Source organism: Mesorhizobium loti CJ3sym, from assembly GCF_000472785.1.
GTDB classification, from domain to species: Bacteria; Pseudomonadota; Alphaproteobacteria; order Rhizobiales; family Rhizobiaceae; genus Mesorhizobium; species Mesorhizobium loti_E.
Genome location: NZ_AXAL01000001.1, coordinates 157,516 through 183,450 on the forward strand (window position 1 = coordinate 157,516; position 25,935 = coordinate 183,450).

Below are 25,935 nucleotides of genomic sequence, written 5' to 3' on the forward strand. Positions count from 1 at the left end.
TGGGTCGTTGAGCCTAGACGAACAGATCGACCTTCTGGAACGTCGTCACGTCTATCAGGCCGACATCGGAAATCCTCAGCTCCGGGATGACCACGAGCGCCAGCAGCGAGTGCTGCATGTAGGCGTTGTTCAGCGAACAGCCCATCTTGCGCATCGCCTCGGTCAGCTTTTCGGCTTTGGCGGCGACGATCTCGGCGCGCTCGTCCGACATCAGGCCGGCGATAGGCATTTCGACCAGCGCCAGTTCCTTGCCCTTGGAAAACAGCACGACGCCGCCGCCGACTTCGCCCAGCCGGTTGACCGCCAGCGCCATGTCCTGCTTGTTGGTGCCGACGCAGATGATGTGGTGGGCGTCATGCGCCACGCTCGACGCCATGGCGCAATCGCTCATATAGCCGAAACCGGAGACGAAGGCGTTGGTGACGCCGCCCGTGCCCCTGTGGCGCTCGACCAGCGCGATCTGGCAGACATCGTTGCGGCGGTCCATGGCAACCAGCCCGTCCTCGACCGGCAGATCCGCCTCCAACGCCCGCGTCGGCGCCTGGTTCTCGATGACGCCGATCACCCGCACCCGCACTTCGTTGGCGCCCTTGGGGGCCGTGATGTCGAAATCGCCGGCCTTGAGTTTCTTGCCCAGCTTGACGGTGTTCTTCGCCGTCTCTGGATAGTCATAGGCCGGAATGTCGATGTCGAGCTTGCCGCCCTTGGCCAGCCTGACGCCGCGTGCATAGACCTCATCGATGGTCATTGCGGCGAGATCGGAGACAATCAGCAGGTCGCCCAACCGCCCCGGCGCGATCGAACCGATCTCGCGTTCCAGCCTGAAATGCTGGGCGGTGTTGATCGTCGCCATCTGGATCGCCGTCACCGGCTTCAGCCCCTGTTGGATGACGTGACGCACCACCCGGTCCATATGCCCCTCGTGGACCAGCGTGCCGGAATGGCTGTCGTCGGTGCACAGTATGAAGTTGCGCGGATCGATGCCGCCTTCGGTCACCGCCTTGATCTGCGAGGCAACGTCGTACCAGGCGGAGCCCAGCCGCAGCATCGCCTTCATGCCCTGGCGCACACGGGCAATCGCATCCTCGGCGCGCGTGCCTTCATGGTCGTCCTCGGGTCCGCCGGCGACATAGCCGTGGAACGGCAGGCCGAGATCGCGGGACGCATAGTGACCGCCCACCGTCTTGCCGGCTTTCACAGTGGCGGCGATCTCGCCGGACATGACAGGGTCATTGGCGACGACACCGGGGAAATTCATCACTTCGCCGAGCCCGATGATGTTTTCCCAGGTCATCGCTTCGGCAACATCGGCGACCGTGAGCTCGGCACCGGAATGTTCGAGCCCCGGTGCCGAAGGCACGCAGGACGGCATCTGCACATGCACGTTGATGGGCATGGCAACCGCCTCGTCATGCATCAGGCGAACGCCCGGCAGGCCGAGCACGTTGGCGATCTCATGCGGATCGATGAACATCGACGTGGTACCATGCGGGATAACCGCGCGGCAGAATTCGGTCACCGTCACCATGCCGCTCTCGACATGCATATGCGCATCGCAGAGGCCCGGCACGAGGTAGCGCCCGCCGGCGTCGACCACCTTGGTACCCTGACCAATCGCGTGGCTGGCATTCGGCCCACAATAGGCAAAGCGGCCGTCTGATATGGCGATATCGGTGCCGGCGATGATCTCGCCTGAGTGAACATTCACCCAGCGGCCGTTGCGGATGACGAGATCGGCGGGCTTGCGGCCCATGGCGACGTCGACCAGATGTGTCGCCATCTCGGTCCATGGCTTGGGTTTCGTCGCATGCGCCGCCGGCTTCTTTGCCATCAAGAGACTCCTGTTTACGCGACTGTGCCAAGCCTGCCTGGTTTTGGCCAGCGCCAAACAGACGGTGAGGCCTACCCAGCCTTCACGAGGGCTATTTTGCCGTCACGAAGGCTGCTCGGCCTTAACCTCGACCGTGACTTTCGCACCCCCGGCCGAAATCCGTTCCGCGAGGCGCTGGAGCTCGCCAGCGGCGAAGGTGCCGTTGAGCATCACCTCACCGCCGAGAATGGGTTCGACCAGGCGCGGCGACGCCACCACGGCACCGTCGACGCTGAGATCGACCACCTTGCCGACATTCGCCCTGGTGAAGTCGGCGAACGCCTTTGCACTGTCCGGCGTCATCTTGAGGTTGAGGACATCTGTCCCGACGCTGCATCGGATACGACCGCTGCCTTGGCAATGGTGAGCGCCAATGGCGCGGCCATGGCGAGGCCGCAGGCAAGCAGCACGATGGCCACTCCAGCGACAAGACGAGCCAGGCTGTTCATCAGCATTTTCCTCGCAAGAAGACCATCTTGCACGGTGACGCCAGCAATGTCAGCTGTCCTCTGCTTGCCGCCCGGATAGGCGAGCGATACGGGCCGTGGCGGGGAATTCAGGGGCGGCCGACGCCCGCAGGGGGCGGGGGAATGGGTTGGGCCTGATGGCGCCGGCCTTGGCGGATCAAATCCGCTGCACCGATATTTACCCGTGCCAGCGCCGCGGATAATTCCGTGATCGCACCAGTATCGCCGAGCCCCCTCCTCTGGGTTACGGGTTCGGGCAGGCCCAAGAACACGACTTGACGGCTGGTGTCTGGCATCTGAAAAGGGCTGGCCTGCGGACGTGGCGGAATTGGTAGACGCAAGGGACTTAAAATCCCTCGATCTCTGATCGTACGGGTTCGATTCCCGTCGTCCGCACCACCCTTCGCTCTTCGAGCTTCGGGTGGCGGGCCACCTGGAGCTCGTTAGACGAAGGAGTGTCCGCCGAAGCCTTGGCGAAGGAGGACCGGCGAACTCATCTGTTCATACGCACCGGAAATTCCGCTTCCGCACCCGGCCAACCGTCTCCAATGGCTCGGGTCAAGCCTTCATCGGATTCAGCTTCAGGTGCTGGATCAAAATAATCGTCTTGGCGTCGATGATGCGGCCGTCGGCAATGCCGGCCAGTGCCTCATCGAGCGGCATTTCCAGGACCTCGATGTCCTCGCCCTCCTCCGGCGCGCCGCCACCAGCCGAGATGCGGTCGGCCGGCGAATAGCGAGCAACGAAGAACCAGAGCCGTTCGGTGACGCTGCCTGGGCTCATATACGGCGAAAACAGCCGCTCAATCTTGTTCAGGCGGTAGCCGAGTTCTTCCTCGGCTTCCTTGCGGATGGCGGTCTCGGGATCATTTTCATCGAGCAGCCCGGCACAGGCCTCGATCAGCGGCTCGCGGTGGCCGGTGACATAGGCGGGATAGCGGAACTGGCGCACCAGGAGCACGGTCGAACGCTGGGGGTCATAGGGCAGAATCACCGCGCCGTCGCCGCGATCATAGGTCTGGCGGATCTGCGTCTCCCACTGGCCGTCACGCCGGCGATAGTCGAGGACGGTCTTCTTCAGAACAGCCCAGTCGTCGGACAGAACCTCTTCCGAGCGGATGCGAATGCGATCTTCCATCATGGTCTCCATGCTATTGGTCGAGGCGTAGCCGCCAACAGGTATTTGCGCAATGCAGGGGAATGGTTCAAAAACGCGTTTCACCGTCTCGTGTCTGGCGCGCTCTCGATCCATTGCCTAGACAGCGGTTTACCCTTCCCGGAGCGCCCTTTTCATGACAGCATCGCTTTTCCAGCCGATCACGCTTGACGGCCTGACCTTTACCAATCGCATCGCCGTGGCGCCGATGTGCCAATATTCCGCCGAGGACGGCTCGGCCAGTGATTGGCACCTCTACCACTGGATGAACCTGGCGATGTCCGGCGCCGGCATGGTCACTGTGGAGATGACCGACGTCGAGCGGCGCGGGCGTATCACGCATGGTTGCCTGGGACTTTACTCCGACGACAACGAAGCCGCCGCCCGCCGCACACTGGATGCAGCACGGCGCGTTGCCGCGCCGGGCACGAAGTTCGGCACACAGCTGGCGCACGCCGGCCGCAAGGCCTCGAACCGCAAGCCGTGGGAAGGCGGCGGGCCGCTGCAGCCAAATGAAGATCCCTGGCAGACCGTCTCGGCCTCGGCCATCGCCTACGATAGCGGCTGGAATGTGCCGCACGCGCTGGAGGACGAGGAGATCCCGCAGCTCATCGAGCGGTTCGCCGAGGCCGCAAGGCGGGCCGAACGCGCCGGCTTCGACTTCATCGAGCTGCACGCAGCGCACGGCTATCTGATCTTCCAGTTCCTCTCGCCTCTGTCCAACCAGCGCACCGACCGCTGGGGCGGCTCGCTGGAAAACCGGATGCGTCTTGTCGTCGAGATCGCCAGGGCGGTGAAGAAGGCAGCACCAAAGCTGATGCTTGGTGCGCGACTGTCGGTAAAGGACTGGGTCGATGGCGGCTTTGACGTCGAGGACGCGATCGAGGTGGCGAAAGCACTCAAGTCCGAGGGCGTCGCCTATCTCTGCTGCTCGAGCGGCGGCAATTCGCCCTTGCAGAAATTACCCACCGGCCCCGGCTATCAGGTGCACCTGGCGGAGGCCGTGCGCAAGGGCGCCGGCATCCCGACCCGCGCGGTCGGCCTGATCGACGATCCCCGGCAGGCCGAGGCTGTTATCGCCGAGGGCCGCGCCGACATGGTGGCGTTGGCGCGCGCCTTCCTCGCCGACCCGCGCTGGGGGTGGCGTGCGGCCGCGACTTTCAGTGAAAAGATCCATCCGGCACCGCAGCTCGCCCGTTCGGTCACGACCATGGAACACTGGATGAAGGCCGCAGGCTGATTGGCCGCTCCTCGTGACTTCCGGCGAGGCGCCACTTCTTCTGATGTTAGCCCTGCTTCAATTCTGTCCTCAACCTGTTACCTTAGGTAAGGCTGCGGCGGGCGCGGCCGGGCTTGGGAGGAATTCATGTCGTTCAGGGCATTGTTACCGGCTGCCGCGTTCGCGGCTGTCGCCGGACTTTGGATCGGCGTATCGACGCCGGCGGGAGCGCAATATTGCGAAGGTACGGTGCACGGCCTGTCCGGGCGCTACAATCTGGCGACGGGCAGCGGCTTTCTCGCCGTGCGGACACGGCCGAACTCGTCGTCGCGGATGATCGGGCAGCTGTTCAATGGCGATCACACCGAGATCTTCGACCGGCGCGGCAATTGGTACCAGGTCGAACTCGGCGGCACTACCGGCTGGGCAAACGCGCAGTGGCTCCGCAACGATTGCGGCTACTGAGACGCCCCTGCATGTGGCCCAAAATGAATCCGGTTTTGGGACATCAAACAAAGACCTGAGAGCGCGTCGCAAACGCGACGCGACTTTTGGGCGCAGGCCGAAGGCCACTTTTGCAACCAAATTGGCTGTTTTGCGTTCGGCCATGATGGACAACAAACCTTTTGAAACGCCTGTCGTGGTCGAACTCGGCCATGTCGGCAAATATCGCCATATCCGCAGCACCCAGGAAGCGGCGGAGTGTCTGATGACGGTGTGGCCGCTCAATCGCGGTCCGCGTCATCGTGATGCCCTCGACACTTGCCTCAAAGTGCTGGAAGGTTATCGTTCGACGGCGGATGCACGCCGGGCACTGATCGAGGCCGCCAGGGAATCGGAAGTGCTGGTGCCCGACGACAGGCTGCCCGACGACCGGCTGCATTAGCAGGCGGACCTTTCAACCGGAGGTTTTCATGGCGAAGCTGACTTACAAGATCGTCGAACATGACGGCGGCTGGGCCTACAAGGTCGGCTCGACCTTCTCGGAGACATTTCCCACCCATCAAGATGCGCTGCGCGCCGCCGAAATCGCTTCGGCTGAGCAGCAGGTGGCAGGCGCGACGGACGGCATCCAGTATGAGGATGCCGACGGCAAGTGGCACGAGGAGCTGGCCGACGGCCGGGATCGGCCGCAGACCGAGGTCTCTGACTGATTTTGTCGCCAAGGCCGCAGACCACGGACGTGCGTAGAGAAGACGTCTCGTGGCCAGCTGCAAGCCCTCGCGGCCGATTATTTACCGCAATACTGGTCGTTCATATTTCCCTGGGCATTCGCGTCAGGACCAGCCGTGCTGTAGGCACAAGGGCCGACCGCGCCCGAACTGCCAAGAGTATCCATCCCAGAGCGGACGCCATTGATGCTTCCAATCGTGTTCTGGTCGACGCCTGACGACTCTTCGTTGCCGAACGGCCACCAGTTGTGATGATTTGAATATGCGCCGTCGGACGATTGCGCCATCGCCGATGTGGCGAGGCCGATCGTGAGGACGAAAGCTGCGAGAAATTTCGTGTTATTACGCCGTGTCTTGGTCGCCTTGGGTGCGACACGGGGTAAACCCGGCAATCGGCCGAATGGTTCATTGAAGTTGTCGTGAGGCTAACGCGATGGCCGCCCGGAAAACGCGCGAGCTGCAATACGCTCGATAAAAGCAATGATCCGTTCCGGCTCGACGAATTGCGGCATGTGGCCGAGGCCATCGGCAATTTCGAAATCGAGTCCTGCGATCTTGCCTTGCATTGGTTCGCCGTGGGTTCGGATGTCGATGACGCGGTCGGCCGCTCCAAAGAGGATGCCGGCGGGCATGGCGATCTCGCCGTAGCGCTGCTCGATGCGGCCAAGATCCTCTTCGACCGCAACGATATCGGTCGACGTTGCGTGAAAATGAGCAGGCCGCAGTCCAAGCCACCCTCCACCCTCGACCATATAGTCGGAAGGAAAAGCCTGAGGCGCGAATATGAATTCCATCGTCGGCCGCGCATATCTAAGGCTTGTCGGTATCGCCACCGTGTAAGCCATGATCCAGCGCCAAAGACGTGACCGGATATTGAGCAAACCGGTCTTTTCACGCATGCCGGTTTCCAGATGCGTCAACGGCGCCAGCAAGGCGATGCCCGAAATCGCCTCGGGATGTTCCACGGCCAGGGTCAGCGTGATGGCGCCACCCAGCGAGTGGCCGACCACCAGAGGCCTTTCCAGACCCAGCGCTTCGATGAAGCGGCGCACCAAAGCTGCCTGTTCTGGCAACCGGCCCGTGGCACCGTTGGCGCGCACCGAATAGCCCGATCCAGGACGATCGAGCGCGATCAGCCGGTAGCCCGGGCCGAAATGCGCAAACAGCGCGTGCCGGAAGTGATGGAGTTGAGCACCAAGTCCGTGCACGAAGACGATCGGCCTGCCCTCGCCGATATCAACATAGTGGATGCGGCTGCCGTCGATCTCGACGAATTTTCCGACCGGCGGCACCAATCTTTGCGCCTTCGCCGCGATCCACAGTGTTGCGAGCACGAGACAGGCGATCCCCAGGACCGCCAGCAGAAACAGCGCGGCCAGCAGCCACAACAGAATTGACAGGAGCATTGTTCACCCGGATCAGAACCAGGTCAGCTTAGCCGCATCCGATCGCACTGCAACCTTGCATCGAAACGGGCGGTCCGAGGGACCGCCCGTCGACATCGGAATTTCCGATAGAAACGACGCCAGCCGGCCTGACGCGGCCGGCGTCGGAAATCAGCCGTGGAGCTTCGCGGTGATTTCGGCGACTCGCTTGCCCTGGAATTTCGCGCCTTCGAGTTCCTGAGCCGAAGGCTGGCGCGAGCCGTCGCCATCGCTGGTCGTGGTCATGCCGTAGGGCGCGCCGCCACGCACGACATCGTTGCCCATCTGGCCCTGATAGGCATAGGACAGCGGCACGATGATCATGCCGTGGTGCTGCAGCGTGGCCTGCGTGCTCAACAGTGCGATTTCAGCGCCGCCATGTTGCGTGGCGGTCGAAACCATCACCGAGCCAACCTTGTTGACCAGTGCACCCTTGGCCCACAGCGGGCCGGTCTGATCGAAGAAATTCTTCAGCTGCGCGGCCATTGCGCCAAAACGCGTGGAAGCACCGACGATGATGGCGTCATAGTCGCCGAGTTCGAGCGGATCGGCGATCGCCGCTTCCTGGTCGAGCTTGTAGTAGGCAGCCTTGGCGACCGCCTCGGGCACCAGTTCCGCAACACGCTTGATGGTCACCTCGGCGCCAGCCTCGCGGGCGCCCTCGGCGGCTGCCTTGGCCATCTGCTCCATGTGACCCCAGCTCGAATAGTAGAGAACAAGTACCTTCGCCATTTCCATCTCCTTGATTGCGCAACGGAGGCTGACACTGCCTCGTCGCGCAAGGTGTTACTGGCCCCGGTGTTCACTGGATATCTCGTATATGGGAACAGATTGTTCACCGCCCCGGTGGCATTGCCGCTGGCCTCGCGCCGCGCTATTTCAGGCGACCCCGTCCTGCCGGAGCCTTTCCATGCCTGAAATCGTTACCGCCGCCATGCTCGTCATCGGCGATGAGATACTGTCCGGCCGCACCAAGGACAAGAATATTGGTCACCTCGCCGACATCATGACGGCTGTAGGCATCGACCTGAAGGAAGTGCGTATCGTACCCGACGAGGAAGACGAGATCATAGCTGCCGTGAACGCGGTGCGCGCACGCTACACGTATGTCTTCACCACCGGCGGCATCGGTCCGACGCATGATGACATCACCGCAGATTCGATCTCCAAGGCGTTCGGCGTTCCCTGCGAATACGATGCCAAGGCCTATGCCATGCTGGGCGAGAGCTACGCGGCGCGCGGCATCGAATATACCGAGGCGCGCAAGCGCATGTCACGGATGCCCCGCGGTGCCGACCATATCGACAACCCGGTGTCCGTAGCGCCCGGCTTCCGCATCGGCAATGTCCATGTCATGGCCGGCGTGCCGTCGATCTTCCAGGCCATGCTCGATAATGTCGTGCCGACGCTGAAGACCGGCACGAAAATGCTGTCGGCGACGGTGCATTGCCCGTTCGGCGAGGGCCTTATCGGCGGGCCGCTGGGCGACATCCAGAAGGTTCATCCGGACACCATCATCGGCTCCTATCCGAAATATGGCGACGGCAAGTTCTGGACCGAACTCGTCGTTCGCGCCCGCAGCCAGGAGGCACTCGAGGCCGCGCGTACCGATGTCGAGGCAATGGTGGCGGGTTTCGCCACCAAGGCGAGCTGAGGCCGGAACCAAGCACGGCGCGCCAACGTTTCCCTGCACGCGAGATCGAGGCAGATTGAGGGATCATCATGCGCTTCAAGACCATCGTTGCCATTCTGCAGAACGAGCAGGACGCCGAGCGCGTGCTCGACTGCGCCATTCCGCTCGCCAGCCGCTTCGAGAGCCATCTGGTCGGCATCCATGCCGAGGCGCTTCCGGTGCCCTACACGTCGGCGACCGGCTTTCCCGATACCGAATTCCTGCAGGTTTCGGCCGACATGAACCGGGAGCGGGCCGACAAGCTGCAGGCTGTCTTCCTCAGGCGTATCGAGGATTCCGGCCTCTCCTTCGAGTGGCGCAGCCTGGAGAGTTTTTCCGGCGACAGCGCGCTGACCGGCATTTCAAGCGTGCGCGCCGCCGATCTGATTGTCGCCGCCCAGCGCGATACTGGCGGGGATCCGAGCGCCGATGTCGACACGCTGGTCTATGATGCCGGCCGGCCGGTGCTGGTGGTGCCGAGCGCGGGTCCGCTGGTCACCACCTTCAAACATGTGCTGCTCGCCTGGAACGGCAGCAAGGAAGCCGCGCGCGCCGCCTTCGACGCGCTGCCCTTCATCATCGAGGCCGATAAAACCGACATACTGGTCATCGATCCGCCCGATACGCTCGACGAAAGCCCGGAGGCTGCCGGAGCTGAAATTGCGTCGGCCCTGTCACGCCACGGCGCCACCGTCAGCGTCTCGGTGCAGAAATCGGGCGGCACCTCGGTTGACGACATGATCCAGAACAGGGTCGCCGAGACCGGCGCTGATCTCCTGGTGCTTGGCGCCTACAGCCACTCATGGCTGCGCCAGCTGCTGTTCGGCGGGGTGACGCGCACGGTGCTGCGCACAACCCAGGTGGCGGCCTTCCTGTCGCGGTAAGTCCACAGCCATCGCAGCCGGTCGCCCTTGCCAAGTCCAAGGGTTTCCAGTTAATTCCGCGCGCATTCCCCTGTTTTTGTGCACGCGGTCTTCGCGTGCTGCGGAGTGCGCGAAAAATGTCCCTTCCCGAAAAAGCCTTCCCGGTCTCCTGGGACCAGTTCCATCGTGACGCCCGTGCGCTTTCCTGGCGGCTTTCCGGCGCCAACAAGGGACAATGGCGAGCGATCGTCTGCATCACGCGCGGCGGGCTGGTCCCGGCGGCGATCATCGCGCGCGAACTGGGCATCCGCATCATCGAGACCGTCTGCGTTGCCTCCTACCACGACTACACCAGTCAGGGGCAGATGCAGGTGCTGAAGGAGATTACGCCGGCATTGCTGGTCGACGACGGGGTCGGCGTGCTGATCATCGATGACCTGACCGACACCGGCAAGACGGCGGCGATCGTGCGCGCGATGATGCCCAAGGCGCATTTCGCCACCGTCTACGCCAAGCCCAAAGGCCGGCCGCTGGTCGATACTTTCGTCACCGAGGTGAGCCAGGACACCTGGATTTATTTCCCTTGGGACATGGGCTTCACCTATCAGAAGCCGATCGCCGACGACCACGCCGGCTGATTCGAAACAGGCTGCTTTTCCAGACAAGTCGCCACAGATGGCAATATTTTGCTTCCGCAGAGCGGTCTCGGAGCAGGATATCCTGTAAAATAGACCTTTGGTGACGGGATTCGGCCAGCCTGATCAAAGTTTTTACTTTTATTGGTCACGATTAGCCGTAAGATTCGTGAGGCGGCAAACGATTCTGGAGGCTGGGGCTAGCTTTCTCCGATGTTGACGAGGCCAACGACGCATAACCATCTGGCTGAAAGGGTCCGGCGACTCTTCGGCACCGCGCCGTGCCGTCTGCAGGTTGCCGCCCTGCCCTGGCGCGATGCCGGGAACAGCGTCGAGATCATGCTGATCACCAGCCGTGATACTGGCCGCTGGGTGTTGCCGAAGGGCTGGCCGGAAGCCAGGGAGCCACTGTGCGAGGCAGCCGCGCGCGAGGCCGGCGAGGAAGCCGGATTGCGCGGAAGCATTTCCCATCTCGAAGCCGGTCGCTACTTCTATGCCAAGGTGCTGGCATCGGGCGAAGAAGTGCCTTGCGAGGTGCTGGTATTTCCCCTGCATGTCGACAAGATCGCCGACCGCTGGAAGGAAAAGCGCTCTCGTACCCGCAAATGGGTCAGTTCCAGCGAAGCGGTGCGCATGATCAATGAACCGGACCTTTGCCAGATCATCGCCTATTTCTGCGCCGACCCGCACAGGTTCGCCTGAGAGCACAGGTTTGCCTGAGAGCGTGTATCCGCGCCAGTTTCACAACCATGTGATGTGCCGCGTGAATGGTTTGCTAAGTTTTCTTCGCTAGGAATTGGCCAATCCGGCAGTTTCATGATGGCGAATCCTGTAAACCCACTTCAGCAAGATCCCGACGGCCCCAAGCGCGAACATCGTCCGCGCGTGCTCAAGGGCGGAACTGTCATTACCGGAATTCAAAACTCGGAAGTCGCCGTTATGCTGCGCAACCAGCATGCCGGCGGCGCCGAATTGAAAGTACCGCCCGAATCGCGGGTTCCCGATCATTTCCTTCTTTATGTGCCGCTCGACGGTGTCGCCTATCGCTGCGAGGTCCGCTGGCGCCGCAGCGACCGGGTCGGTGTACGGTTCACCGGCACCGAGCCGAAGCCCAAGTTGCATTACGGCTGATATCAGGCGTATCGGCCTGAGAGGCTTTGCGGCCACCGGATTGCCTCTTGACCATCGGCAGCGCGCAACCCCACTGCCGCAAACGGCAATCGTAGCAGCGCGATCTATCCCCGTTATCCACATATGTGACACACAAGATGTTGGGGTCACAAAAGCTACGCAAACGAATCCTTGACGGCGCAAACCGAGTCGCCTTTTATACGCCATGCGCTCCTGTTGAGAGTGCGACCGGAAAGTTCTGAGCCCGGTCTTTTTCCCGGATTATGTGCGTTTTTGCTCGCATTTCCGCCTGTTTACGAGGCAGGCGGAAGCGTTGGGATTGTGGGTGGTGGGGCGACGAAAGGGAGAATTGTCGGACTGGAATAAATAGTCTGTTAACACTATATTTAGTGTTTGCAGGTAGGTTCGACGCTAGATAGTGTGAATTTCCCTCCAGCGAGGGAATCGAAAAAATCAGATTTGAGGGACCTGCGGGTTTCGTCGGCGTGTTGGGCAGAGGCTTCGCAGGAAGCATCATCAGCAAGGGCCGGGAAAGACCGTGACATGGAGAGCCGGCCGTTTTCGAACGCCGGCAAGCGGCGGACACGCGCGTTTCGCATTTGGGGGCAGAAATCCCCTGACGAAAGCGCTATATATAGACAAAAGGGACCGGACCAATGCGCATCGAGCGTCGTTTCACCAAGGCAGGGCAATCAGCTTATGCGGAGATCGAATTCCGCAAGGCACTTTCCGAGATCAAGAATCCGGATGGCTCGGTGGTGTTCCGCTTGGACAATATCGATGTGCCGGCGCAGTTCTCCCAGGTCGCAGCCGACATCCTGGCGCAGAAGTATTTCCGCAAGGCCGGCGTTCCCGCCCGACTGAAGAAGGTCGAGGAAACCGACGTCCCCTCCTTCCTGTGGCGCTCCGTTGCCGATGAGGCGGAACTTGCCAAGCTGCCGGAAGCCGAGCGCTATGGTTCCGAAATCGACGCCCGCCAGGTCTTCGACCGGCTGGCCGGCACCTGGACTTATTGGGGTTACAAGGGCGGCTACTTCAAGTCGGAGGAAGACGCGCGCACCTTCCGCGACGAGCTGGCCTATATGCTGGCCACCCAGCGCGTCGCGCCGAACTCGCCGCAATGGTTCAACACAGGGTTGCACTGGGCCTATGGCATCGACGGTCCGAGCCAGGGTCATTTCTATGTCGATCCCTTCACCGGCAAGCTGACCAAGTCGAAGTCCTCCTACGAGCATCCGCAGCCGCATGCCTGCTTCATCCAAGGCGTGCAGGACGACCTCGTCAACGAGGGCGGCATCATGGATCTGTGGGTGCGTGAAGCGCGCCTGTTCAAATACGGCTCCGGTACCGGCTCCAACTTCTCGCTGCTGCGCGGCGAAGGCGAAAAGCTGTCGGGTGGCGGCCGCTCGTCCGGCCTGATGAGCTTCCTGAAGATCGGTGACCGCGCCGCGGGCGCCATCAAGTCGGGCGGCACGACGCGCCGCGCCGCGAAAATGGTCATCGTCGACGCCGACCACCCCGATATCGAGGAATTCATCGACTGGAAGGTCAATGAAGAGCAGAAGGTCGCTTCGCTGGTGACCGGCTCGAAGATCGTCAAGAAGCACCTCGAGCTGATCATGAAGGCCTGCGTCAATTGCGAAGGCAATGGCGACGACTGTTTCGATCCGGCGCTGAACACCGCGCTGAAGCGCGAGATCAAGGCGGCCAAGAAGGACGCGGTGCCGGAGAACTACATCTACCGCGTCATCCAGTTCGCCAAGCAGGGCTACACCCAGATGTCGTTCAAGACCTACGACACCGATTGGGATTCGGATGCCTATCTGACCGTTTCGGGCCAGAACTCCAACAATTCGGTGTCGCTGAAGGACAATTTCCTGCGCGCCGTCGAGGACGATGCCGACTGGCACCTGACCGCCCGCAAGGACGGCAAGGTGCTGAAGACGCTGAAGGCACGCGACCTCTGGGAAAAGATCGGTTACGCCGCCTGGGCATCGGCCGATCCCGGCCTGCATTTCAACACGACGATGAATGACTGGCACACCTGCGCTTCGGCTGGTGCGATCCGGGCCTCGAACCCGTGCTCGGAATACATGTTCCTCGACGACACGGCATGCAACCTCGCCTCGATCAATCTGCTGCCCTACCGCAACACCGATGGCACGATCGATATCGCTGCCTACGAGCATACGGTGCGGCTGTGGACCATCGTTCTCGAAATCTCGGTCATGATGGCGCAGTTCCCGTCGAAGGAGATCGCCAAGCAGTCCTACGAATACCGCACGCTCGGCCTCGGCTATGCCAATATCGGCGGCCTGCTGATGACCTCGGGGATTCCCTATGACTCCGACGAGGGCCGCGCGATTTGCGCCGCGCTCACCTCGATCATGACCGGCATGGCCTATGCCACTTCGGCCGAGATGGCCGGTGAACTCGGCGCCTTCGCCGATTACGACCGCAACGCCCAGAACATGCTGCGCGTCATGCGCAACCATCGCCGTGCCGCCTATGGCGAGAAGCAGGGCTATGAGAAGCTCGCCGTCAACCCGGTGCCGCTGGTCGCCTCCGACCTCAAGCAGCAGGCGCTTGTCGAGCATGCGAAAGCCGCCTGGGACCGCGCCATCGAACTTGGCGAAGAGCATGGCTACCGCAACGCGCAGGCGACCGTGATCGCGCCGACCGGCACGATCGGCCTTGTCATGGATTGCGACACCACCGGCATCGAGCCCGACTTCGCCCTGGTGAAGTTCAAGAAGCTCGCCGGCGGCGGCTACTTCAAGATCATCAATCGCGCCGTGCCGGAAGCCCTGCGCACGCTCGGCTACTCCGAAGCCCAGATCGGCGAGATGGAGGCTTATGCGGTCGGCCACGGCAATCTCAACCAGGCCCCGGCGATCAATCCCGGCTCGCTGAAGGCAAAAGGCTTCACCGATGAGAAGATCGCGGCGCTCAATGCGGCGCTGAAGTCGGCCTTCGACATCAAGTTCGTCTTCAACCAGTGGACGCTCGGCGCCGACTGGGTGAAGGAGACGTTTGGCTTCACCGACGAGCAGCTCAACGACTTCTCGTTCGAGATCCTGCCGGCGCTGGGCTTCTCCAGGAAGGACATCGAGGCCGCCAACATCCATGTCTGCGGTGCGATGACGCTGGAAGGCGCGCCCTTCCTCAAGGCCGAACACCTGGCGGTGTTCGACTGCGCCAGCCCGTGCGGCAAGATCGGCAAGCGCTCGCTTTCGATCAACAGCCACATCCAGATGATGGCGGCGGCGCAGCCCTTCATCTCGGGCGCTATCTCCAAGACCATCAACATGCCGAACGATGCGACGGTGGAAGACGCCAAGGGCGCCTACATGCTGTCGTGGAAGCTGGCGCTGAAGGCCAACGCGCTCTATCGCGACGGTTCGAAGCTGTCGCAGCCGCTCAACTCCTCGCTGCTCGCCGATGGTGAGGACGATGAGGACGAAGCCCTCGAGCAGTTGATCCAGGCTCCGGCGGCAGCGCGCGCGGCGCAGATCACCGAACGGATCGTCGAGCGCATCATCGAGCGCGTGTCGCGCGAGCAGGAAAAGTTGCCCGGCCGCCGCAAGGGCTACACGCAGAAGGCCAAGATCGGTGGCAACACCATCTTCCTGCGCACCGGCGAATATGATGATGGCCGCCTCGGCGAGATCTTCATCGACATGAACAAGGAGGGTGCCACGCTGCGTGGCCTTCTCAACAACTTCGCCATCGCGATCTCGCTCGGCCTGCAATATGGCGTGCCGCTCGACGAATATGTGCACGCCTTCACCTTCACCAAATTCGAGCCGGCCGGCATGGTGCAAGGCAACGATGCGATCAAGAGCGCGACGTCGATCCTCGACTACGTGTTCCGCGAGCTCGCCATCTCCTATCTCGGCCGCAACGACCTCGCCCATGTCGACCAGTCGGACTTTTCCAACACCGCGCTTGGCCGCAACATCAGCGAAGGCAAGACCGATGCCGTCTCCAAGGGCCTGACCCGTGGCGCCTCGCCGGTGAAGCTGGTGTCGCGGGCCATCGGCAACGAGCCGAAGGGCTTTGCAGCCTCGTCGGGCGCCCCTGCCCGCTCAGTGCCGACCGCCTTCTCCGGCTCCAATGTGCTGGCGCTGAAGCCGGCCAGCGACGAAGCGGTTGCCTACAAGCGCGACTATGAGGAGCGGGCCAAGGAATTGACCGAGGACATCGCCTTCGAGGAAGCGGCGGGCTCTGCTTCCGACGCGACGGCGGGGTTGTTCACCGACGCGGCAGCGAATGAAGCGGCCGAAGCGAAGAAACTCGCCAACGACCGCCGCGCCAAGTCACTGCTGCAAGGCTACACCGGCAATTCCTGCTCCGAGTGCCAGAATTTCACGATGGTGCGGAACGGGACTTGCGAGAAGTGCGATACGTGTGGCTCGACGAGCGGTTGCAGCTGAGAGTTCCCGACATGTCAGAGCGGGAGCAACCCAAGTTCCGGCTTATTGACGGAGGCAATCAGAAGCCTGCGAGGTGGCTGTCGCCACCTGTGACTACCTTGGGTAGGTCACCGTTCGACAAAAATCGAATTATGGCCTACCGGGTGACCAACGGTGACGTGCAAAAGCACTTGGATGCTCGCAAGCGGCAGCCCATCCTCGATCTTTGGTGGCACGTTCATGGGATAGTGCCACCGATATCGGGCGCGGCTAAATTTGACACGACAGACTCTCGAGGAACTCGTGGACTGCGTGGAGCGCATGCTTGCTTTCGCGGCCTGATGCGCCCTGCTGGTGAGGACGACCGGGGCTTTGATTACGTGGCCTTCGTCACCAAACCTGCCATCGGATTGAAGTATGAACCTTCGATGGCATGCTTGATCAAACAGTTCGATTTGCCTGCCGACCTCGTTTTTGTGATATATGCTCGACTTGATTTTCCGGAGGGCCGGAGGCATAATCAGATTGATGGCAAGCCACCGGTAACGGAGGGTGTGATCGTGCTTTGGCAACTCGTCGAGTGCGATCCGGAAAATCCACTGCTGCCAATCGATCATAAATCGCGTTTCCGTCGGAGACTGTGGTAGAGCAGGACAAGTAGCTATGGGCATGCTAACCGCAACGTTTGGTGAGTATACGCCGAGAGCACTGTACTACGAGGACGCGGACGCCCTTGAATACGTTAGAGTTGATGCACCGGTAGTGTATCGGCGTATCGATGAATTTCTTACTTTAATACTCGACCTCGAAACTCGCGAGCCAGTCGGCTTCAAGATCAAAGGGTTTCGAAATTTTTATTTACGAACGATTAAATCCAGCCCTCGGACTATAGAATCACCTTTTCTTCGCTTAATAACTGTTCTGGAAGATTTGATGACCGAACTTGGCGAGGGCTTTTTTTCAGAAGCTCCGCGTCGTGATGCTTATCAGACAGCTGCCGACATTGCAGCCCAAGATCAAGTTATCGTGTCTGACTTTCCCAAAGCCGCTTGAGCATCAGCTAGCGTCCCAAGATTTGCAGCGTCTGTTCGTCAAACAGCGGCTCATCCTGGCCGATGCGGACAAACAGCACTTTCCGCCCCTCACCCGCAGGCGCCTCGAAATACTGGATGCCATCGGGCATTTCGCCCCAGTCGCCGCAGGGCGGCTCGGGAACGTCGTTGAGGTCAGCAAGCGCGGCCAGTTCTTTCGCGTAGGCAGCGTCGGGGCTGAATGTGTAGCGCTTGACGCCGGCGGGCACGGTGCCCTCAGTGTAGGGCGCCAGCACACAGCGGGCGCTGACGGCCTTGTCGGTCTTTTCCAGGAACAGGCGCTGCACGGCAGCCTCGGCGGTTTCGCCCGGCTTGATCTCGAACACCTCGATCAGCGGGTCGGCCGCGCCGCCATCGCTGTATTTGATGGCGAGCGCGTTGCCGGCGAATTCGAAGTGGATCTGGCGGAAGCCGAAGTCGCAGCGCTGCGCCCAGGCGGCAAGGCCGATCGTCTTGTCGGTCAATTTTTCCCAGACGCATTTGTCGATCGGCGGCCGCGACGGCGCCGGCTCGTCCGCGTGTGCCGTGGCCGAGACCGTCAAAGATGCGAACAGGGCGCTCACCCAGAGAATGGACTTCATAGCGCTATTCATCGCTGCATCCTGTCAAAGTGAAGGCATCCCATGCCGGGGCATCGGGATTGGCATTGGCAAAATCGGACAATTCGGTGAGGGACACGCCGAAATCGGGCAACAGCAGGCCTTTCGGCGCTGGTGCCGTTTCGTGGGAGTCCAACTGCTCGGCGCCGCCTCCGGTCAAGGCATAGACTTGGCCTTCCCATATCCGGCAGAGCCCACTGCCATCCTGCATGCCCGCTTCGCGGTCATCGTCGGTGCAGGTGTGGCGGATGGTGCCGAGCGGGAACGAATTCTTGCCGTTGGTCCAGGTGATGTCGGCCGGCAGGCTTTTGTCGGTGTTGGGCACGCTCAGCGAAAATACCTGCGCCGTCAGCGCCGCGGGTTCGTTGTCCAGCGGCCGGAATTGGAGAACCGCGCCCGAGCGCGGCTCGCGGTAGGTGGCGTGGCTCAGCAGACATTCCTTGGCGCTCGCCGCTTGCATCGGGGCCAGCAGGCCCAGGACAACAAAGGCCAGTTTGCGAATGATCACTGGATGTCTCCGGAAAAACGTTCTCTAAGCCAAAAGCCTGTCCTCACACCAGTCCGACCAGAAAGGCGGCGCCGCCGAGAAATCCAGCCGAACAGACCCACAGCCAGAGACCCCTCACCCGGCATTCGAGCACGGCCGAGCCGGGGTTGGCGGGGTCATAGTGCACATCGACCTTGCTGCCCTCTGCATAGCTTCGCGCCTGACCGCTGACGAGGCCGGGCAGCGAAGCCGTAACCGTGGCGCCGAAGCTGACGCGGTCGGCACTGTAGCGCTGACCGGCGACGCCATAGCTGTAGACGATGCGGGATTTGAAAACGGTGCGCCAGCGCCGATAGCCGCTATAGTTTCGCAGTGCCTGCAGGCCGGAGGACTCGATGCGGCCGGCGGTAACAGGCCATTTTGCCGCCTGCTCGGCAAGCGACTTCTGGGCGAAGCCCATGCGCAGGATCATCAGGCCCATGAACAGCAGCAGCGCCGCAGCGCCAAGGTTCTGCGGCTTGGGCAGATGCGGCCGGATCGCCTCCAGGAGCCCGCCGACTGAAAACACCAGCACCAGCGCACCGATCACCAGCCCCGCCGAGAGCTGGACCATGAATTTGAAGGCGCCGTCCGGCATGGTGCGCTCGATCACGGCTTTGCCCGTATTCGCCGGATCATAGAACACGGTCACCGCAGCGCCCTTGGGAAACCGCGCAAGCGTTTCCGTGACTTCAAAATTTCCCAAATTCTCCTGCACGCTGTAGTGCGAACTCTGAAGTGTCTTGCCGCCCACCTTGTACTCGAAGGTGATGGCCGGAAAATTGCGCATCTCGGTGGTATCGCTGCTGTCCGAGCCTGCGCCCGAGCTTCTGACCTCACGCGCCTCGACGCGCGACGAGATGATCTTTCCCGGCGTCGGCAACCAGTGGCTGAGTGCCCGCACCTCGCGCCATTTCACGATGGTGATGAGCGACAACATGCCCGCGACCGAGCAGGCAAAGCCGACAAGCAGAGTCTTGAGTTCCACCCTGATCCCCCCGGATTGCAGGAACCGGCACTAGACAGCACGGCGGTGGCAATGTCTCGCTTATTCGCAAAGCCGCCAGAGTGAGCGGCCCGGGAAATCCAGATGGATCGACGCTGCCAGCGGCGCTTTACTCATCGATCTCCATGACACGGACATAGCCTTCCAGCAGAAGCGCGCGATCCCGGATGACATTGGTCGCGTCAGCGGCCTGCATGGGCACGTACATCGTGCCTTGCCTTGTTTCGTAGAGCGCGTCCCGCGCCTTCGCTTCGGCATCGCGGAAGGTCAGCCAGGCGCGCTGCGACAGGCGCAGTTGTTGGGCGGCCTCGCGCGGCAATTTGTGCATCAGCGTGGCGTAGGCGGCATTCATGCGGTGGTCATAATCGTCAGTCGCCGTCGTCTCGCATTCGGTTTGGCCTGATGTAGAGCCATGATCTGGGTCATTTAGGCAGCGGTCGAGTGTCTCGGCCGTGGGGTCTTTCAGAGCCGAGGCCACAGGGGCGCCGGCGACAGCGTCAGCAACAGGCAGGCCAGCGCTCCGCTGATGAGCTTTCCCCCAAATTTGTGCATTGCTCCCCCCAAAGATGACCCGACGCGCGGGTGACGTTCGCGCATCAGGATCGTCTTCTGCCATTGTGGAGGCAATATGCCCGCGGCATCAGCGAATGCTGCCTGCGGAAGCGTGTCCGTCGAGCAGCCCGATATCACGCTTGAGATGATCCGACATTGCGCGGTGATCGAGCAGGCCGCGCGACCGGGGCCTGAAGGGCGCAACGAAGAGATCGAGGAGCTGATGACGAAACCCGTTGTGCAGCGTGGTGTTGGTCATTGCCGTGTCCTTCCAGGTCGAGTTGATGACCAGAGAATGCCGTGTTCTGCCCTTGGTTTCCAATCGAACGTCGCGTAGCCTGCATCAGGAGGATTGATGCATCATGAGCTGGGACTTACCGCCGTTGGGTGCTATCCGGGTGTTTGAAGCCGCGGCGCGGCTTGGCAGTTTCACCAAGGCCGCGGAAGAACTCGGGATGACCCAGTCGGCGGCCAGCTATCAGATCAAGGTGCTGGAGGAACGCGCCGGGACGCCGCTTTTCATAAGAAAAACAAGACAAATCGCCTTGACCGAGGCCGGGCAGCAATTGGCGCCACACGCCACAAGCGCGTTCTCGGCCCTGGCGGATGCCTGGGTCGCCACCAAGGGTGGAGCGAGCGGCGTGCTTTCCGTCACGACCATGGCGACATTTGCGTCGAACTGGCTGGCCGTTTGGCTTGGAACATTCCAGCTGATGCATCCAGATCTGGCCGTGAAGGTCGATACATCGTCCCGGCTTGTCGATTTCGGGCGCGAGGGCATGGATATCGGCATCCGCACCGGCACCGGCAAATGGCCCGGCCTGACCGCTCACTATCTGTTCAAGGCTGACTACACGCCGATGCTCAGCCCAAAACTGGCCGAGAGCGTCGGCGGCATCAGCCACCCCGAGGACCTCTACAAGGTGCCGCTCTGCGGCCCTGACGATCCCTGGTGGAAGATCTGGTTCGAAGCCGCCGGCGTGCCCTTCGATCCCGCTCGTGTCATCGCGCGTCCGGCGCTCGGCGGGCAGGCCTATGACGCCATGGCGGCACTGACCGACCAGGGCGCCGCAATCCTCACGCAAAACCTCTACAGCGTGCTGTTGGCGAAGGGACAGCTGATACAGCCTTTCGACATCGTCGGGTCCGACGGCGACGGCTATTGGCTGGTGCACCTGGAAAGCCGCCGCAACACACCCAAGATCAAGGTGTTCCGGGATTGGGTGCTTGCCCAGACGGCCGATATTCGAGAACAGGAAGCGCGCCAGACGTAATTTTCCTGGGTGCAATCGCAACTGAGGACAGAATGATCGATCACATAACCATCGAAGTGGGTAACCTGGAGAAGAGCAAGCTCTTCTATGAACGCGCTTTCGCGCCGCTCGGATATCGCCTGTCCTTCGGCAAGGAAGGCGTGTTCTGGGCCTTCGATGTCGGCAATGGCTGCCTGTTCGAGATCCAGCGAACCGGCGAGACGCCGCCCCTCACCCATCTGCACGTGGCTTTGCGCGTCGGCAGCAAGGCAGAGGTCGATGCATTCCATCAGTCAGCGCTGGAGGCCGGCGCCAAGGACAATGGCGCACCTGGGCCGCGTCCCGACTATGCGCAGAATTACTACGCCTGCTTCGTGGTTGACCCCGATGGCTACAACATCGAGGCGATGATCAACGAGCCTTCGGCCTGATCTCACCTTTACCAGCCTCCGCTATTCATCGGCATGAGGCGGACATAAAGCCTTCCAACCGAATCGCGCAATCGGGCACCGGCGCCCGCATCGACCAGTCAGTTGATCGAGATCAATGCAGACGCGTCGCCAGTCCTGTCTCCTCGGCTATCATTCCAAGGAGAGCGAACATGTCGACTTACGACCTCATGATTATCACCGCGGTCCTGCTTAGTTTCGCGTCATTTTCCGGGGCACTAGCGTTTGCCACCTTCGACGAATCGCGTCGTCGTCGCCGAAGATAGAGTTTGGCGTTCCAACCGTATGGATGGACGGTCCGGCGGCCATCCACACGACGAAGTGATACAGGTGCAATTTGACGATGGAACAGATCGAATGAGAACATCAGGAAGATAGCAACCGGGAACTGGCCATGAACGACGACGCCGACGACGACATCGTGAACCAGCTCGCTTATGTCAGGGCCGATCCAACCCAGCATGACACGCTGACGCTTCTGACCATGATCGATGCGGCGCTTGCCGAGATCATGGGCTTGAGGGCGAGGTTGCGGCTGAGCGAGGAACGCAATGGCGGCAGCCACCAGCTCCAATGAAGGTAAGCCGGTGGCGGTGCCAAGAGACCAGTCCTAATCCACGTCAGCCATCATCTGCCGGCCACCGCCGCCGGCCCAGGCGCGCCATTGCTGCTCATCGCCGTGGAAGACGTTGAGATCGATGCGGCCGGTCACGCCATGCGACAGGCCGGAGCCGGAATACTGCCAGAACAGCCATTTGCGGTCGGGATAGACCTTTGACGGATGCCGCGCCACCGCGCGTACCCAGAATGGGTAGTCCATGAAGGCGCCCTGGAGATTGTCGCGGTAGAAGTCAGGCGATGTATAGATGATGGGCCGTTGGCCGTAGCGACGCTCAAGCTTGTCCATGAACACCTGCATCTTCTCCAGCACCTTTTCGCGTGATGGACGCCGCGTGCAGGAGGAATCGCCGTTCCACTCGACGTCGATCACCGGCGGCAGCGCGCCGTCGACCTTCGGCACGTTGCGGATGAACCAGTCGGCCTGCTCGCTGGCGACGCGGCACCAATAGAAGAAATGGTAAGCGCCGCGCTTCAGCCCGGCGGCGTCGGCGCCGCGCCAGTTTTTCATGAACATCGGGTCGAGGTGGTCGCCGCCATCGGTCGCCTTGATGTAGGCGAAGTTGGCGCCCTGGGCGCGCAGCTTTCCCCAGTTGACGTCGCCTTGCCAGCGCGAGACATCGACCCCGTGCACGGCAAGGTGCCTGGGTGAGGCTTTGCCAAAATTGATCGGCTTGGCGTCGCGAAAGCCGTAACGCATGATCGACCCGGCAAACATGGGCGGCGAATTGCGGCTCAACAGCTTCGACGTCGAGACCAGCGCGGCGGCCCCGACGGGCGGCTCGGCACTGTCGGACGGTTCAGGTGTTGCGAGCATCGCCGTTTCTTCTTCCGCCAGGCCAAAAGGCCGGGCAGGCTCGTCCACGGGCGGTGCCTCGGCCAGCTTGCGCGCCTTGGCCTTGGCTACAGGGACCGATGCGATCGGTGCGCTTGGCCGCACCACCGAACTGGTGGTCTCGTTTGACGGCTTCTGCACATCGAGCGCGTCCATGCCCGATGTCGACGAACAGCCGGCAAGGCACAGCGATGCGATCATGAAACTGACGACGCCTGATAACCGCATCTGGACCTGTACTCAGAACACAACAGACCGAAGGCGACGGGCCGACGGACAACCAGCCCAGTTATGAACGAGAAATTACCAATAAAGTTTGAATCAAGTTTTTTACCATAGCTGTGGCTCGTTTAAGACATCCGTTGCCAACGTTCGGCCAAGCCTTGACAGCGCCATGATGTGGCTGTTGAGACAATCTACGGCCACCGACATTTCCGCGATTTCCGAAAAGGCGCCCGATGACTGCGTTGCAGCGGCTTCTCCTCATCCCCCTGCTCGCCGCCCTCTCCTGGAGCGGCGCGCTCGTGGCCGGGACGGCGCAAGCCAGCGGGCTGGTCGTCGTCCCCCCCGGCAATCGCTCGCAGACGCAACCAACGATCCCGGATGCATCGGCGACGCGAACCCGCGCCTTCAAGACCACCTACGCGGAGAAATACGAGAAGATCATTGCGCTCTTGAAGCGCGAGAAGAAACTGGTGGCGCATATCAAGCAAGTCGCCACGGCTTACGATATCGACCCCATCCATATCGTCGGCGCGCTGGTCGGTGAACATACCTACAATGTGACAGCCGTCGGCTCAGTGCAGACCTACTATGTGAAGGCGCTGTCCTATTCCGGGCTCGATTTTTCCTTCCGCTACAAGGGCATGCCGGTGCAGACCTTTGTCCAGCGGCCGGAATTCGCCGCCTGCACACAGACCGGGGACAGTGCTGCCCTGTGGAGCTGCCGCGACAGGGTCTGGGTCGAGCATTTTCGTGGCAAGACGGTCGACGGCGTCACCTATGAAGCCCAGACCTTCCAGCAGGCGTTCTTCCAGCCCTTCTTCGCCGGCCAGACATTTGGCCTCGGCCAGATCAGCCCGCTGACCGCGCTCGAAGTCACGGACATGGTCAACAAGGTGAGCGGCTACGACAAGCTCACACCGGATCATCCGCAGGCGATCTATCGCGACGTCATGGATCCGGACCGCAGCATCGTCTACATCGCCGCGATCGTGCGCGACGCCATCGACGCCTACAAGGAACAGGGCTTCGACATTTCAGGCAATCCGGGCATCACGGCCACGCTCTACAATGTCGGCCAGCCCCGGCAACGGGCGGCGGCTCTCGCCAGCGGCAAGGGCCGCAAGCTGCCGGTCGAGAACTACTACGGCTGGCTCGTCAACGACAAGCTCGACGACCTCAGAAGCCTGCTCGACAGCGGCAGCTGAGAAACGCTTTTATCAGGAGCCTGCGTGCAGTCGTTCATCGACCAGAGCGTTTGTTTCATCGAGAACCATCAGGCCTGGGCTGGCCTGGTGGTCGGGCTGCTGGCCTTTGGCGAGTCGCTCGTGCTGGTCGGCATCCTCTTGCCCGGCACCACGGTGCTTATCATCGTCGGCGGTCTGGTGGGGGCCGGCATCGTCCAGCCTCTGCCCGTCCTTCTGGCGGCAATGATCGGGGCGGCGCTCGGCGATACCGTCTCCTATTTTCTCGGCAGATGGCTGGGCCGTGGTGTCGTCCACAAATGGCCGCTCAACCGTTACCGCCGCGAGGTCGCCAGGGCGCGGCTATTCTTCCACCGCTACGGTTTCTGGGCCGTTTTCATCGGCCGCTTCTTCGGCCCGGTCCGTGCCACCGTGCCGCTGGTCGCGGGTATGATGGGCATGCACCGGCGCCGCTTCCAGATCGCCAACATCCTGTCGGCGATCATCTGGGCCCCGGTCGTGCTGTCGCCCGGGTGGTTGGTGGCCAAGGGTGCCGGCAGCTTCCCCGAACTCGATGTGACCAGCCTGTTCGGAATAGCGGCGATCGCCGCAATCGCCTTAATCATCATAGCGGTGATTGCTTTCAAGCTGCGGGGCAAGCGAACCGCCCGCGCCTAACCCCTCTTTCGAAACACCCCGATCATCGGGCCCAGGTTCCAGTAATCGTCGTTGCGGCCGATGGCGGGCGCGAGCAGGCTCGAAATCGAGCCGTCGAGAAACAGCGCATTGTCGCAGCCGAGCGCATCCCGGAACAGTCGCGCGAATGAATGGAAATTCACCGTGCCGTTCGAAATGGCGAAAACCGCGACGCCATCCTTGCGCACCCCGACCCCGTCGCGGGTCTTGCGCGACGTGCCGTCGGACTGGAATTTCGGATGCAGCTTGCCGTCGACCACCAGCATCGGCCCGGATTGCGTCGCATACTCGGTGGACGGCCGCTTCCTGACGAAGTCCCTGGTCGCCCGGACCGCCGCCTTACCTTGGCTGATGTAGAAGATGCCATTCGGCTGCAGCGAGAAATTGCCGGTTCCCGATCCCGTCTTCACATTAGCCATTTCCTGGCCACGTTCGACATAGAGGCCGACCGGCCTGAGGTCGGGATGATACATGCCGCCATTGATCGCAAACAGCATGGTGCGGCCGGCCGCGCGCTGGGCGTCGTCGAGATTGTGCAGCGACTGATATGGCTTGCCGGCCGGATCCTTCCAGAACAATTCGATCGAATACAGCTTCGGATCGACCTCGCAGACGAGGTAGCTGGACGACTCGAAGGCGAAGTCGTGGCACGGCGGCACCGACGCGAACCATTGGCCGAATGCCATCGTGGTGGCGACCGCCTGCGGCAGCGCCGACTTGAACAGGCTAAGCAACAGGGGCGCCGCGTTCAGAAGTGTCAGAAGATCCATGCATCCATCCGATTGCCAGCTCCAACGAGCCGCCGTGGATAGCACCGTCGGCCGGCACTATGAAGGCCGGTTCGGGAGTATGGACAGTGTATGTGGGGCCGGCGCGGTAGC

General features: G+C 61.8%; 30 protein-coding genes and 1 tRNA gene. 18 read left to right on the plus strand and 13 right to left on the minus strand.

Annotated features, from left to right (window positions below; translation table 11 throughout):
* Positions 1 to 13 precede the first annotated feature (13 nt).
* The 3 genes from ade to A3A9_RS45610 form a co-directional block, all read right to left on the minus strand.
* Complete coding sequence (gene ade / locus A3A9_RS0100910) at positions 14 to 1,831, minus strand: adenine deaminase (protein ID WP_027057113.1); 1,818 nt, start codon at positions 1,829 to 1,831, stop codon at positions 14 to 16.
* A gap of 102 nt (positions 1,832 to 1,933) precedes the next feature.
* A complete protein-coding gene (locus A3A9_RS45605; RefSeq protein WP_245278949.1) occupies positions 1,934 to 2,173 on the minus strand; it encodes a SecDF P1 head subdomain-containing protein in 240 nt (79 codons plus the stop codon).
* The gene (locus A3A9_RS45610; RefSeq protein ID WP_245278950.1) at positions 2,170 to 2,319 is read right to left on the minus strand and encodes a hypothetical protein; all 150 of its coding nucleotides are present in this window, start codon (positions 2,317 to 2,319) and stop codon (positions 2,170 to 2,172) included. Before A3A9_RS45610 ends, A3A9_RS45605 begins: the two co-directional genes overlap by 4 nt.
* A gap of 331 nt (positions 2,320 to 2,650) precedes the next feature.
* On the opposite strand from A3A9_RS45610, the gene A3A9_RS0100920 reads away from it, so the two are divergent.
* Positions 2,651 to 2,736, plus strand: a tRNA-Leu gene (locus A3A9_RS0100920).
* A 159-nt stretch (positions 2,737 to 2,895) separates the two neighbouring features.
* Here A3A9_RS0100920 and A3A9_RS0100925 read toward each other — a convergent pair.
* Complete coding sequence (locus tag A3A9_RS0100925; protein WP_027057114.1) at positions 2,896 to 3,474, minus strand: NUDIX domain-containing protein; 579 nt, start codon at positions 3,472 to 3,474, stop codon at positions 2,896 to 2,898.
* Positions 3,475 to 3,628: 154 nt separating this feature from the next.
* On the opposite strand from A3A9_RS0100925, the gene A3A9_RS0100930 reads away from it, so the two are divergent.
* The 4 genes from A3A9_RS0100930 to A3A9_RS0100945 all read left to right on the plus strand — a co-directional run bounded on the left by A3A9_RS0100930 (position 3,629) and on the right by A3A9_RS0100945 (position 5,865).
* On the plus strand, positions 3,629 to 4,732 hold the full coding sequence (locus A3A9_RS0100930; protein ID WP_027057115.1) for an NADH:flavin oxidoreductase/NADH oxidase: 1,104 nt from the start codon (positions 3,629 to 3,631) through the stop codon (positions 4,730 to 4,732).
* 126 nt (positions 4,733 to 4,858) lie between these two features.
* Positions 4,859 to 5,176, plus strand: coding sequence for an SH3 domain-containing protein (locus tag A3A9_RS0100935; protein WP_027057116.1), 318 nt, complete (start codon positions 4,859 to 4,861; stop codon positions 5,174 to 5,176).
* Between the two features lie 142 nt (positions 5,177 to 5,318).
* Positions 5,319 to 5,597, plus strand: coding sequence for a DUF982 domain-containing protein (locus tag A3A9_RS0100940; protein ID WP_033838251.1), 279 nt, complete (start codon positions 5,319 to 5,321; stop codon positions 5,595 to 5,597).
* A gap of 28 nt (positions 5,598 to 5,625) precedes the next feature.
* Positions 5,626 to 5,865 carry a DUF2188 domain-containing protein gene (locus tag A3A9_RS0100945; RefSeq protein WP_019857848.1) on the plus strand — a complete coding sequence of 80 codons (240 nt, stop codon included), beginning with the start codon at positions 5,626 to 5,628 and terminating at the stop codon, positions 5,863 to 5,865.
* A 443-nt stretch (positions 5,866 to 6,308) separates the two neighbouring features.
* Here A3A9_RS0100945 and A3A9_RS0100950 read toward each other — a convergent pair whose 3' ends face one another.
* Together A3A9_RS0100950 and wrbA are read right to left on the minus strand one after the other, a co-directional pair.
* On the minus strand, positions 6,309 to 7,289 hold the full coding sequence (locus A3A9_RS0100950) for an alpha/beta fold hydrolase (RefSeq protein ID WP_027057118.1): 981 nt from the start codon (positions 7,287 to 7,289) through the stop codon (positions 6,309 to 6,311).
* A gap of 150 nt (positions 7,290 to 7,439) precedes the next feature.
* On the minus strand, positions 7,440 to 8,039 hold the full coding sequence (gene wrbA / locus A3A9_RS0100955) for an NAD(P)H:quinone oxidoreductase type IV (RefSeq protein WP_027057119.1): 600 nt from the start codon (positions 8,037 to 8,039) through the stop codon (positions 7,440 to 7,442).
* Between the two features lie 178 nt (positions 8,040 to 8,217).
* Here wrbA and A3A9_RS0100960 point away from each other — a divergent pair, with 178 nt between their 5' ends.
* The 8 genes from A3A9_RS0100960 to A3A9_RS0100995 all read left to right on the plus strand — a co-directional run bounded on the left by A3A9_RS0100960 (position 8,218) and on the right by A3A9_RS0100995 (position 17,076).
* On the plus strand, positions 8,218 to 8,961 hold the full coding sequence (locus A3A9_RS0100960; protein ID WP_027057120.1) for a competence/damage-inducible protein A: 744 nt from the start codon (positions 8,218 to 8,220) through the stop codon (positions 8,959 to 8,961).
* Positions 8,962 to 9,029: 68 nt separating this feature from the next.
* On the plus strand, positions 9,030 to 9,863 hold the full coding sequence (locus A3A9_RS0100965; RefSeq protein WP_027057121.1) for a universal stress protein: 834 nt from the start codon (positions 9,030 to 9,032) through the stop codon (positions 9,861 to 9,863).
* Between the two features lie 116 nt (positions 9,864 to 9,979).
* The gene (gene gpt / locus A3A9_RS0100970) at positions 9,980 to 10,480 is read left to right on the plus strand and encodes a xanthine phosphoribosyltransferase (RefSeq protein ID WP_027057122.1); all 501 of its coding nucleotides are present in this window, start codon (positions 9,980 to 9,982) and stop codon (positions 10,478 to 10,480) included.
* Between the two features lie 210 nt (positions 10,481 to 10,690).
* Positions 10,691 to 11,179 (plus strand): NUDIX hydrolase, encoded by a 489-nt coding sequence (locus tag A3A9_RS0100975; protein ID WP_027057123.1) that lies wholly within the window; start codon positions 10,691 to 10,693, stop codon positions 11,177 to 11,179.
* 117 nt (positions 11,180 to 11,296) lie between these two features.
* Positions 11,297 to 11,608, plus strand: coding sequence for a PilZ domain-containing protein (locus A3A9_RS0100980; protein ID WP_027028722.1), 312 nt, complete (start codon positions 11,297 to 11,299; stop codon positions 11,606 to 11,608).
* 656 nt (positions 11,609 to 12,264) lie between these two features.
* Positions 12,265 to 16,044, plus strand: a complete 3,780-nt coding sequence (locus A3A9_RS0100985) for a vitamin B12-dependent ribonucleotide reductase (RefSeq protein WP_027057124.1) — start codon at positions 12,265 to 12,267, stop codon at positions 16,042 to 16,044.
* Entirely contained in the window at positions 16,017 to 16,670 is a 654-nt protein-coding gene (locus A3A9_RS43770) for a hypothetical protein (protein WP_152536035.1), read from the plus strand. Before A3A9_RS0100985 ends, A3A9_RS43770 begins: the two co-directional genes overlap by 28 nt.
* 16 nt (positions 16,671 to 16,686) lie before the next feature.
* The gene (locus A3A9_RS0100995) at positions 16,687 to 17,076 is read left to right on the plus strand and encodes a hypothetical protein (protein ID WP_027057126.1); all 390 of its coding nucleotides are present in this window, start codon (positions 16,687 to 16,689) and stop codon (positions 17,074 to 17,076) included.
* Positions 17,077 to 17,083: 7 nt separating this feature from the next.
* Here A3A9_RS0100995 and A3A9_RS0101000 read toward each other — a convergent pair whose 3' ends face one another.
* The 5 genes from A3A9_RS0101000 to A3A9_RS45050 all read right to left on the minus strand — a co-directional run bounded on the left by A3A9_RS0101000 (position 17,084) and on the right by A3A9_RS45050 (position 20,056).
* Entirely contained in the window at positions 17,084 to 17,707 is a 624-nt protein-coding gene (locus A3A9_RS0101000; RefSeq protein ID WP_027057127.1) for a hypothetical protein, read from the minus strand.
* Complete coding sequence (locus A3A9_RS0101005) at positions 17,700 to 18,221, minus strand: hypothetical protein (protein WP_027057128.1); 522 nt, start codon at positions 18,219 to 18,221, stop codon at positions 17,700 to 17,702. The genes A3A9_RS0101000 and A3A9_RS0101005 overlap by 8 nt, the downstream gene beginning before the upstream one ends.
* A gap of 43 nt (positions 18,222 to 18,264) precedes the next feature.
* Complete coding sequence (locus A3A9_RS0101010) at positions 18,265 to 19,227, minus strand: DUF3592 domain-containing protein (protein WP_245278951.1); 963 nt, start codon at positions 19,225 to 19,227, stop codon at positions 18,265 to 18,267.
* A gap of 127 nt (positions 19,228 to 19,354) precedes the next feature.
* A complete protein-coding gene (locus A3A9_RS46470) occupies positions 19,355 to 19,597 on the minus strand; it encodes a lysozyme inhibitor LprI family protein (protein ID WP_245278952.1) in 243 nt (80 codons plus the stop codon).
* A 288-nt stretch (positions 19,598 to 19,885) separates the two neighbouring features.
* Positions 19,886 to 20,056, minus strand: a complete 171-nt coding sequence (locus tag A3A9_RS45050; protein WP_202596340.1) for a hypothetical protein — start codon at positions 20,054 to 20,056, stop codon at positions 19,886 to 19,888.
* A gap of 103 nt (positions 20,057 to 20,159) precedes the next feature.
* Between A3A9_RS45050 and A3A9_RS0101025 the strand changes: the two genes are divergently transcribed.
* From A3A9_RS0101025 to A3A9_RS0101035, 3 genes are all read left to right on the plus strand, one after another.
* Positions 20,160 to 21,071, plus strand: a complete 912-nt coding sequence (locus tag A3A9_RS0101025) for a LysR substrate-binding domain-containing protein (RefSeq protein WP_027057131.1) — start codon at positions 20,160 to 20,162, stop codon at positions 21,069 to 21,071.
* A gap of 32 nt (positions 21,072 to 21,103) precedes the next feature.
* Positions 21,104 to 21,481: a VOC family protein gene (locus A3A9_RS0101030; RefSeq protein ID WP_027057132.1), complete on the plus strand. Its 378-nt coding sequence runs from the start codon at positions 21,104 to 21,106 to the stop codon at positions 21,479 to 21,481.
* 412 nt (positions 21,482 to 21,893) lie between these two features.
* Positions 21,894 to 22,076 (plus strand): hypothetical protein, encoded by a 183-nt coding sequence (locus A3A9_RS0101035; RefSeq protein ID WP_027057133.1) that lies wholly within the window; start codon positions 21,894 to 21,896, stop codon positions 22,074 to 22,076.
* Positions 22,077 to 22,109: 33 nt separating this feature from the next.
* Here the strand turns inward: A3A9_RS0101035 and A3A9_RS0101040 are convergent, their stop codons facing one another.
* Positions 22,110 to 23,180 carry a glycoside hydrolase family 25 protein gene (locus A3A9_RS0101040; RefSeq protein WP_027057134.1) on the minus strand — a complete coding sequence of 357 codons (1,071 nt, stop codon included), beginning with the start codon at positions 23,178 to 23,180 and terminating at the stop codon, positions 22,110 to 22,112.
* A 230-nt stretch (positions 23,181 to 23,410) separates the two neighbouring features.
* Here A3A9_RS0101040 and A3A9_RS0101045 point away from each other — a divergent pair, with 230 nt between their 5' ends.
* Positions 23,411 to 24,382 carry a DUF1402 family protein gene (locus A3A9_RS0101045; RefSeq protein WP_033838253.1) on the plus strand — a complete coding sequence of 324 codons (972 nt, stop codon included), beginning with the start codon at positions 23,411 to 23,413 and terminating at the stop codon, positions 24,380 to 24,382.
* A 24-nt stretch (positions 24,383 to 24,406) separates the two neighbouring features.
* On the plus strand, positions 24,407 to 25,036 hold the full coding sequence (locus tag A3A9_RS0101050) for a DedA family protein (RefSeq protein ID WP_027057136.1): 630 nt from the start codon (positions 24,407 to 24,409) through the stop codon (positions 25,034 to 25,036).
* Here A3A9_RS0101050 and A3A9_RS0101055 read toward each other — a convergent pair.
* Positions 25,033 to 25,824 (minus strand): phosphodiester glycosidase family protein, encoded by a 792-nt coding sequence (locus A3A9_RS0101055; protein WP_027057137.1) that lies wholly within the window; start codon positions 25,822 to 25,824, stop codon positions 25,033 to 25,035. The genes A3A9_RS0101050 and A3A9_RS0101055 overlap by 4 nt on opposite strands.
* Between the last annotated feature and the right edge of the window lie 111 nt (positions 25,825 to 25,935).